At 65.1% G+C, this 9,073-nt stretch carries 8 protein-coding genes and 1 pseudogene; 1 reads left to right on the top strand and 8 read right to left on the bottom strand.

Annotated elements, in window-relative coordinates; all coding sequences use genetic code 11:
• Nucleotides 1–1,257, top strand: a 1,257-nt coding sequence (locus EOD07_RS12440) for an efflux RND transporter permease subunit (RefSeq protein WP_164772210.1), incomplete at its 5' end; no start/stop codon positions are given.
• Here EOD07_RS12440 and EOD07_RS12435 read toward each other — a convergent pair.
• The 8 genes and pseudogenes from EOD07_RS12435 to EOD07_RS12400 all read right to left on the bottom strand — a co-directional run.
• Nucleotides 1,254–2,000 carry an ABC transporter ATP-binding protein gene (locus tag EOD07_RS12435; protein ID WP_127235656.1) on the bottom strand — a complete coding sequence of 249 codons (747 nt, stop codon included), beginning with the start codon at nucleotides 1,998–2,000 and terminating at the stop codon, nucleotides 1,254–1,256. The genes EOD07_RS12440 and EOD07_RS12435 overlap by 4 nt on opposite strands.
• Nucleotides 1,997–2,833 (bottom strand): ABC transporter ATP-binding protein, encoded by an 837-nt coding sequence (locus tag EOD07_RS12430; RefSeq protein WP_041001554.1) that lies wholly within the window; start codon nucleotides 2,831–2,833, stop codon nucleotides 1,997–1,999. The genes EOD07_RS12435 and EOD07_RS12430 overlap by 4 nt, the downstream gene beginning before the upstream one ends.
• Nucleotides 2,830–3,750 (bottom strand): nickel transporter permease, encoded by a 921-nt coding sequence (nikC, locus tag EOD07_RS12425; RefSeq protein WP_040985991.1) that lies wholly within the window; start codon nucleotides 3,748–3,750, stop codon nucleotides 2,830–2,832. The genes EOD07_RS12430 and nikC overlap by 4 nt, the downstream gene beginning before the upstream one ends.
• Nucleotides 3,747–4,814: an ABC transporter permease gene (locus EOD07_RS12420; RefSeq protein WP_127235655.1), complete on the bottom strand. Its 1,068-nt coding sequence runs from the start codon at nucleotides 4,812–4,814 to the stop codon at nucleotides 3,747–3,749. The genes nikC and EOD07_RS12420 overlap by 4 nt, the downstream gene beginning before the upstream one ends.
• Before the next feature lie 18 nt (nucleotides 4,815–4,832).
• Nucleotides 4,833–6,467 carry an ABC transporter substrate-binding protein gene (locus EOD07_RS12415; RefSeq protein WP_198540352.1) on the bottom strand — a complete coding sequence of 545 codons (1,635 nt, stop codon included), beginning with the start codon at nucleotides 6,465–6,467 and terminating at the stop codon, nucleotides 4,833–4,835.
• Between the two features lie 270 nt (nucleotides 6,468–6,737).
• Nucleotides 6,738–7,991: a lytic murein transglycosylase gene (locus tag EOD07_RS12410; protein ID WP_127235654.1), complete on the bottom strand. Its 1,254-nt coding sequence runs from the start codon at nucleotides 7,989–7,991 to the stop codon at nucleotides 6,738–6,740.
• Between the two features lie 23 nt (nucleotides 7,992–8,014).
• A complete protein-coding gene (recR, locus tag EOD07_RS12405; protein ID WP_127235653.1) occupies nucleotides 8,015–8,620 on the bottom strand; it encodes a recombination mediator RecR in 606 nt (201 codons plus the stop codon).
• A gap of 88 nt (nucleotides 8,621–8,708) precedes the next feature.
• A pseudogene (locus tag EOD07_RS12400) lies at nucleotides 8,709–9,073 on the bottom strand (cell wall hydrolase); the annotation flags it as partial.

The raw sequence follows: 9,073 nt of genomic DNA, 5'->3' as shown, positions 1-9,073 counted from the left end.
GGCCAGACCGTCATCGTCACCAAGAGCATCGAGGCGCGCAACCGGGTGAAGCCGGCGCTGGAGAAGTTGCTGCGCGAGGAGTTCGTCGGCACCGACGCCTTCGTCAAATTGCTGGAGCTCGGCCCGCCGGTCGGCAGGCCGGTGCAGTACCGCGTCGGCGGTCCCGATATCCAGACCGTGCGCGAGCTGGCGCAGCAATTCGCCGGTGTCATTTCCGCCAATCCGAAGCTTGCCGCGCCGACCTTCGACTGGAACGAGCCGCAGCGCGTGCTCAGAGTCGATGTGCTGCAGGACAAGGCGCGCCAGCTCGGCATCACCTCTTCCGACATCGCCAGCGCGCTGAACAGCACGGTGGGCGGCTCGACGATCACGCAGGTGCGCGACGCGACCTATCTCATCAATGTCGTGGCGCGCTCGCGCGAGGCCGAGCGCGGCTCGATCGAAACCTTGCAGAACATGCAGCTGCCGACGGGAAACGGCGAGTCGATCCCGCTCGCGGCGGTCGCCAACTTCCGCTACGACCTCGAACAGCCGACGGTCTGGCGACGCAACCGGACGCCGACGATCACCGTGCCCGCCGGCCTGGTCGGCGACGTGCTGCCGGCGACCGTCGTCAACGAACTAAAGCCTTCGGTCGACGCCTTCATCGCCAAGCTGCCGCCCGGCTATTCAGTGGAAACCGCCGGCTCGGTCGAGGAAAGCGCCAAGAGCCAGGGACCGATCGCGGCCGTGGTGCCCTTGATGCTGTTCATCATGGCGACCATCCTGATGGTGCAGCTGCAGAGCTTCCAGCGCCTTTTCCTGGTGGTGGCGGTGGCGCCGCTCGGCCTGATCGGCGTGGTGGCGGCCCTGGTGCCCAGCGGCGCGCCGCTCGGCTTCGTCGCCATCCTCGGCGTGCTGGCGCTGATCGGCATCCTGATCCGCAACTCGGTCATCCTGATCGTGCAGATCGAGGACCTCGTCGCCGAAGGCAAGGATCGCTGGGCGGCGGTGATCGAAGCGACCGAGCATCGCATGCGGCCGATCGCGCTGACGGCCGCCGCCGCCAGCCTGGCGCTGATCCCGATCGCGCGCGAAGTGTTCTGGGGACCGATGGCCTATGCCATGATGGGCGGCATCATCGCGGGAACGGCGATCACGCTGCTGTTCCTGCCGGCGCTCTATGTGACATGGTTCCGGATCAAGGAGCCGGAGGAAGCGCAAGGCAACGATGCGGACACTGCCGCTGTCCCGGAAGCTCAAGGCGCGGAACGCTAGACCCGCACGAACCCCTCGCTCGCCCTCAACAGATTGCGCGTATAATCCTCGCTGACGCGGTGGCCGATCAGCTGGCTTGCGGTGAGCGTCTCCACCGTCTCGCCGTTCTGCATCACCATCAGCCGCTCGCACATATGGGTGATGATGGCGAGGTCGTGGCTGACCATCAGGAAGGTAAGCTTGCGGCGGCGACGGACCTCTTCCAGCAGGTTGAGCACCTCGGCCTGCACAGAGGCGTCGAGCGCGGAGGTCGGCTCATCGAGCAAAAGGATCGAGGGTTCGAGGATCAGCGCACGGGCGATGGCGACACGCTGGCGCTGGCCGCCGGAGAGCTGGTGCGCATAGCGGAAGCGGAAGCCCTTGCCGAGGCCGACCTCGTCCAGCGCGCGTTCGATGCGCTTCTCGCCATCGGCAATGCCATGGATCGCCAGTGGCTCCTGCAGCAGACGGTCGACCGTCTGGCGCGGATGCAGCGAGCCGTAGGGATCCTGGAACACCATCTGCACGTCGCGGTAGAAGGCCTTGTCGCGGGTTTTGCCCAAGGTCTTGCCGTTGACGATGATGGTGCCGGACGCGACCGGCGCAAGGCCGGTAATGGCCCTCAGCAGGGTCGACTTGCCGGAACCGCTTTCGCCGACGAGGCCGTAGGATTCGCCTTCCCGCACTTCGAGGCTGACGCCCTTCAGCGCGCGAAACCGGTCGAAGACCACTTCCAGCCCTTCGACGGTGATGGAAGCCGTCATGCCGCCCACTCCGGCTTGCGGTCGAGCACCGGCAGCGGATGGCGTTCGAAGCCGATCCTCGGCATGCAGTTGAGCAAGCCGCGCGTGTAGGGGTGCTGCGCATCGCGCAGCTCGGACGCCTTGATCTGCTCGACCACCTTGCCGGCATACATGACGACGACGCGGTCGCAGAAGGAGGAGACCAGACGCAGATCGTGCGAGATGAAGATCAAGCCCATGCCGCGCTCGGCGACGAGCTTGTCGAGTATCTTGAGCACGTCGAGCTGCACGGTGACGTCGAGCGCCGAGGTCGGCTCGTCGGCGATCATCAGCTCGGGTCCGGTGACCAGCATCATGGCGATCATGGCGCGCTGGCCCATGCCGCCCGAGACCTCGTGCGGGTAAAGGTCGAAGACGCGGGCGGGGTCGCGGATCTGCACCGCCTGCAGCATGGCGAGCGCGCGCTCGCGCGCCTCGGCCTTGGAGACCTTCTCATGCGTGCGCAGCGTCTCGACGATCTGGCGGCCGATGGTCATCACCGGGTCGAGCGAATATTTCGGATCCTGCAGGATCATGGCGATGCGGTTTCCCCGCAGCGCCCGGCGCTCACGCGGCGATATGGAGAGCAGATCGATGCCGTCGAAGGCGAGCTTCTTCGCCGAAACCTCGGCCTGAGGCGGCGTGAGGCCCATGATGGCGCGGCCGGTCTGCGATTTGCCGGAACCGCTCTCGCCGACGATGCCGAGACGCTCGCGGCCGAGCGAGAAGGAGACGCCGCGCACGGCCTGCACGAGGCCGGTGCGGGTCGGGAAGGTGACGCGCAGGTCGTCGACATCGAGAAGCGTGTCGCTCATTGATCACCGCTCCGGGGGTCGAGCGCGTCGCGCAGGCCGTCGCCGAGTAGGTTGAAGCCGAGGCTGACGATGAGGATGGCCGCGCCCGGAGCAGCCGCCACCCACCACTGGTCGAGGATGAAGCGGCGGCCGGACGCGATCATCGCGCCCCATTCGGGCAGCGGCGGCTGCGCGCCGAGGCCGAGGAAGCCGAGGCCGGCGGCGGTAAGGATGATGCCGGCCATGTCGAGCGTGACGCGGATGATCAGCGAGGAGATGCAGAGCGGCATGATGTGGCGCAGCACGATGCGGAAGGGCGATGCGCCCATCAGCTGCACCGCCTTGATGTAATCGGAGTTGCGCACCGTGAGCGTCTCGGCGCGGGCGATGCGCGCGTAAGGCGGCCAGGAGGTGATTGCGATCGCCAGCACGGCGTTCTCGATGCCGGGACCGAGCGCGGCGACGAAGGCGAGCGCCAGCACCAGCTTCGGGAAGGCCAGGAAGATGTCGGTGATGCGCATCAGGATCGTGTCGGTCCAGCCGCCGGCATAACCGGCGATCGTGCCGACCAAGAGGCCGATGGGCGCGGCGATGATGGCGACCAGGATCACCACGTAAAGCGTCCAGCGCGCGCCATAGACGATGCGCGAATAGATGTCGCGGCCGAGGTCGTCGGTGCCGAACCAGTGCGCGGCGCCCGGCGGCAGCAGGCGGGCGTTCTTCAGATCGCCGACGGTCGGCGAATAGGGCGCCAGCACGTCGGCAAAGGCGGCGACCACAAGCAGCGCGATGATGATCAGCATGCCGACCAGCGCCAGCCGATTGGCCGAGAAGCGCCGCCAGGCGACATAGGCGCGGCCGAGCCTTGCCTGCAGGCGTGAAGCCGGCCGGTCGCTGAGCAACCATTCGCGACGGGATTGAATGGTTTCGGCGCTCATCCGGCTTTCGTCCTCGGATCGAGCAGCCGGTAGAGCAGATCGGAGAAGAGATTGATGGCGATGAAGACCGAGCCGATGGCGATGGTGCCGCCGAGCACGGCGTTCATGTCGGCGTTCTGCAGCGAGTTGGTGATGTAGAGGCCGATGCCGGGCCAGGAGAAGACAGTCTCTGTCAGCACCGAGCCTTCGAGCAGGTTGGCATAGGAAAGCGCGATCACGGTGACCATCGGCACTGCGGCGTTGCGCAGCGCATGGCCCCAGATGATGCGGCTTTCCGACAGGCCCTTGGCGCGTGCCGCGACGATGTATTCCTGCGCCAGCTCGTTCAGCATGAAGGAGCGGGTCATGCGGCTGATATAGGCGAGCGACAGATAGCCGAGCAGCGCGGCCGGCAGGACGATGTGGCGGAAGGCGTCGTAGAAGACGTCCCACTGCCCCTGGATCGCGGCATCGAGCAGGTAGAAGCCGGTGATCGGCGTGAATGTATATTCGAAGACGACATCGAGCCGCGCCGGAAAGGCGATCCACTGCAGCTTGGCGTAGAACAGCACCAGTCCGAGCAGGCCCAGCCAGAAGATCGGCACCGAATAGCCGATGAGGCCGACGATGCGCGCGACCTGGTCGATCAGGCTGCCGCGCTTGACGGCGGCCAGCACGCCGAGCGGCACGCCGATGACAGCGCCGATGATCGTGCCCAGCGTCGCCAGCTCAATGGTCGCCGGAAAGACGCGACGGATGTCGGTCATCACCGGATTGGTGGTCAGCACCGAGGTGCCGAAGTCGCCTCTCAGGGCGGCTCTGACATAGAGATAGAACTGCTCGATCCAGGGCAGGTCGAGACCCATCTCGCGGCGCGTGCGCTCGACGACGGCGGTCGGCGCCCGATCGCCGAGGACGGCCAGCACCGGATCGATCGGAATGACGCGGCCGATGAAGAAGGTCACCGCGAGAAGACCGAGATAGGTCGTGACCGCGATGACGAGAAAGCGGCCGAGCGACGACAGAATGGCAACGGCGCGGGCGCTGCCGCGCCCCGCCGCCGCCTGGTTTTCAGCTACGCTCACCCGTCGCGTCCGCCGGGTTTACTGCTTGGAGACCGACCAGACGAAATTGGTGTCGAAGCTCGGTCCGAGCTTGAAGCCCTGGAGGTTCTTGCGCAGCCCGGCCACTTCCAGCTGCTGATGGATGATGACGAAGGGGCTGGTGTCGAGGATCTTCTGCTGCAGATCCTTGTATATGTCGGCGCGCTTGGCCGAATCCTTCTCCAAGAGTGCCGCGTCGGTCTCTTTGGTCAGGTCCGGAATGTCCCAGGCATTGCGCCAGGCCAGCGTCTTGATCTTGGCGTTGTCGGAATTGTCGGGATTGGAGGCGAAGGTCTGGGCGTTGGAGTTCGGATCGAAATAGTCCTGACCCCACTGGCCGATATAGATGTCGTGGTTGCGGGCGCGATATTTGGTCAGCGTTTGCTTACCATCACCCGGAATGATCTCGAGCTGGATGCCGGCCTGGCCAAGCGTCTGCTGGATCGATTCCGCCATACCGGTGGTCGGCTGTCCGGTACGCACGTCCATGGTCACCTTGAAGCCGTCCGGCACGCCGGCCTTGGCCAGAAGCTCCTTGGCCTTGGCGACATCGAGCTTGAAGGGATTGTCGTCGATGGCGCCGAGGTCACCCTTGGGCAGGAAGGACTGATGGATCTCGCCGATCCCCTTGAGGATGGTCGATCCCAGCGCATCGTAGTCGACCAGATATTTGAACGCCTGGCGCACCTCTGGCTTGGCCAGGGTCGGATTCTTCTGGTTGAGGCTGATGTAGTAGACCGTGCCCTTCGGCGCGCTTGTGCTGGTGAGATCGGCGTTCTTGGCGATGGCGTCGAGATCGTTCGGCTCGAGGTTGCGGGCGACGTCGATGTCGCCGGCTTCGAGCGCCAGGCGCTGCGCCGAGCTTTCCTTCATGTTGCGGTAGATGACGCGGGCGAGCTTGGCCTTCTCGCCGTTGTAATTGTCGTTGCGCTCCAGGACGACGGCCTCGTTGGCGCGCCATTCGCGCAGCTTGTATGGCCCCGAACCGGCATAGCCGGTCTTCAGCCAGGCATTGCCGAAATCGTTGTCCCATTTGTAGTCGGCGCTGGGCGTGACGGCGGCGACATGTTCCTTGACCAGCTTGGCGTCGACGACGGAGGCCACGGTGGCCGACAGGCAGTTCAGCACGAAGCTCGGCGCATAGGCCTTGTCGACCACGAACTGGAAGGTGGTGTCGTCGACGGCTTTGGCCTTTTCGGTGACGTTGTCGCCGGTGATGCCGAACTGGTTGATGATGAAGGCTGGGCTCTTGTCGAGCTTGATGGCGCGTTCGAAGGAATAGGCGACATCGGCCGCGGTGATCGGGTTGCCCGACGCGAATTTCATGCCGGGCTTGAGCTTGAACGTGTAGGTCAGGCCGTCGTCGGAAACCGTCCAGCTCTCGGCAAGGTCGCCCTTGACCTTGGACGTGTCGCTGAGGTCGAGGCGGACCAGGAGGTCGTAAGTGTTGCCGGTGACTTCGGCCGTCGACAGCTCGAACGCTTCGCCCGGATCCATCGAGATGATGTCGTCGATGGCAAAGCCCTCGACCAGCGTATCGGCGGGCGTGACCGCGAAGGCGGGCGCGACGAGCAGCGCGGACAGCGCGGCGCCCGCGAGCAAGGCGCGAGAGCGGTGAGCAAACTTTTCGAGCATCATGGTGATCGTTCCCTGTCTTGTTGACCTGAGTTCCCGGCTCAGGGCTCTATTATTCTTGGCAAGGCCGGCTGCGGCTTTGACCGCTTACCGTCGTGTTTTTTGTCCAGTTGGTCAACACCCTATTCAGCGGTTCTCGAACCGGCAACGGGCATCTTGCCGGACACCATATCGAACCGGACGGGCCGCCATAAGTCGACGCATGCGCCGGCTATTTGAAGCCGTCGATCCGCAAAAATTTACCAGGGTCCGTGCCTTGGGAGCCAGCCGCTATTTCAGCTGCGCGACCAGACCCGCATCGGGAAAGCAGGTGGCGGGCTTGCCGTTCTTGGCCTGCCAGACGCCGATCGAGCGGCGGGTCTTGAAGCCGGGCAGGCCGTCGGCGCTGCCGACATCATAGCCCTTGGCCTCGAGCGCCCGTTGCAGGGCCGCGATGTCGGAGCGATGGAGATCACCAACGGCGCCCCAGGCGCCGACGAAGGTGGCGTCGCCCTTGGCGATGCGGTCGGCGGCATGGCCGATGAACAGGCCGTAGAGATCGCTGTTGTTGTATTGCTTGATCACGTAGAAGTTCGGCGTGACGATGAAGCCCGGGCCGCTGCGCCCGGCCGGCATCAGCAGGAAACCTTCCGCCTTCAATTCGCTCGCCGCAAACGCCTTGCCGTCGACGCGCCTGATGCCCATCGCCACCCAATCGGAAATCTTCTTGCCCTGGTCGGGTCCTTCGAGCGAGCAGGAGACGTTGGCCGGAACCGTCACCTCGGTCCCCCAGCCGCGCCCCCTCAGCCAGCCATAATGCACAAGGTAATTGGCGATCGAGGCGAGCACGTCGGACGTCGAGTTCCAGATGTCGGGCCGGCCATCGCCGTCGAAGTCGACGGCGTGCTTGAGGAACGATGTCGGCATGAATTGCGGCTGGCCGAGCGCGCCGGCCCAGGACGACTTCATCGCGTTGACCGGCGCCAGTCCGCGCTCGACGATCTCGAGCGCCGCCAGCACCTCGGTGCGGAAGAAATCCTTCTTCGTCGACATGAACGCCTTGGTGCCCAGCACCTCGAAGGCGTCGTAAGGCATCTTGGCCGCGCCGAAGCCGGTCTCGCGACCCCAGATCGCAAGCACGACCTCGCCCGGCACGCCGTAGCGCTTCTCGATCAGCCCGAGCACCCTGGCGTTGGCGCTCTCTCGCGCGCGGCCGCCGGTGGTGACGGCGCGGATGATCTTTTCGGCGAAGTAATCGGCCGGCGGGCCGAACTCGGCCTGGTGCTGCTTCTGCGGCGTCGTCGGCTTTTCGCCGGGCAGGACGAGATCAGGCAGTTTCAGGTTCGGTTTCACGCCGAGGAAGGCGGCGTCGAAGGTTTTCTTCGAAATGCCCTTGGACTTGGCTTCGGGCCAGAGGTCTGTTTGCAGCCAGGCCTGGAACTGGTCGTCAATGGGAGCGGCGTGGGTGGGGGTGGCGAAAGAGAAAGCCAATGCGGCAAAAAGGAAAACAGCGGCGAATGCGCGGAAGCAGCGTTCCTTCGTCATTTTCCAAGTCCCCCAAAATCCCCTCAAAACGCCGTCCTTGACCTCAGCGCCGCGGCCAGCGTGCCTTCGTCGAGGTAATCGAGCTCGCCGCCGACCGGCACGCCGTGCGCGAGCCGCGTCACCTTCACTTCGAAGCCTGACAGCTGATCCGTCAGATAATGCGCCGTCGTCTGGCCCTCGACGGTGGCGTTGACGGCGAGGATGACTTCCTTCACCTCGCCGCCGGCGACACGGTCGACCAGCGAGCGGATGTTAAGCTGGTCTGGGCCGATGCCGTCGAGCGGCGACAGCGTGCCGCCAAGCACATGGTAGCGCACGTTCATGGCCGCCGCGCGCTCCAGCGCCCAAAGGTCCGAAACGTCCTCGACGACGATCAGCGTGCCGGCGTCGCGGCGCGGGTCGGTGCAGATCGTGCAAGGATCGGAGGTGTCGACATTGCCGCAGGTCGAGCAGATGCGCACCTTGTCGACCGCCTCGCCCATGGCGGCGGCCAAAGGTTCGAGCAGCTGTTCCTTCTTCTTGATGAGATGAAGCGCTGCGCGCCTGGCCGAACGCGGCCCGAGCCCCGGCACCTTGGCCAGGAGCTGAATCAGGCGTTCGATTTCCGGACCGGCGATTCTCTTCGACATCGCCTTGATCTAGGATTTTTCAGAACAGCCAGCAACGGCACAAGGCCCGCCATGCTGCCATGGCGGGCCTTGTTGGATGCAATCGGGTTCAGTTGGTTTCGAGCGGCCGGTCCTGGCTGACGATCATCGCGCCGATGGCGTCGGTGTTCTCAGGCGTCGACTGGAAGCCCATCGCCGCTTCCTGCGGCGCATTCGGCACCGAAGTGATGTAGCGGCCCTTGAGCGTGCCGCCGAAACGCGAGGCGTCCGGTTCGGCCATCGGCTCCTGCATCGCCACGACCGTCGGCTTCTGCGCGAGGCGGCCGGATTTCTGCGACGGGGCAGCAGCGGCCGTCACATAGGTCTGCTCGGCCGGAACGATTGCCGCCTTGGCCGGAAGCGTCGGTTCGGCCGCATTCATTGCGGCCTGCTTGGCTGGATCCTGCCGCACGATCGTCTTGACCACCGGCTCGG

This window comes from Mesorhizobium sp. M2C.T.Ca.TU.002.02.1.1 (assembly GCF_003997225.1).
This window is presented reverse-complemented; position numbering and strand designations above follow the sequence as displayed.

What these genes read in the sequence shown, in the direction of transcription:
- EOD07_RS12415 (WP_198540352.1), bottom strand. Translation starts at nt 6,467, where the DNA reads ATGCTCGAAAAGTTTGCTCACCGCTCTCGCGCCTTGCTCGCGGGCGCC.
- EOD07_RS12430 (WP_041001554.1), bottom strand. Translation starts at nt 2,833, where the DNA reads ATGAGCGACACGCTTCTCGATGTCGACGACCTGCGCGTCACCTTCCCG.
- EOD07_RS12435 (WP_127235656.1), bottom strand. Translation starts at nt 2,000, where the DNA reads ATGACGGCTTCCATCACCGTCGAAGGGCTGGAAGTGGTCTTCGACCGG.
- recR (WP_127235653.1), bottom strand. Translation starts at nt 8,620, where the DNA reads ATGTCGAAGAGAATCGCCGGTCCGGAAATCGAACGCCTGATTCAGCTC.
- EOD07_RS12410 (WP_127235654.1), bottom strand. Translation starts at nt 7,991, where the DNA reads ATGACGAAGGAACGCTGCTTCCGCGCATTCGCCGCTGTTTTCCTTTTT.
- nikC (WP_040985991.1), bottom strand. Translation starts at nt 3,750, where the DNA reads ATGAGCGCCGAAACCATTCAATCCCGTCGCGAATGGTTGCTCAGCGAC.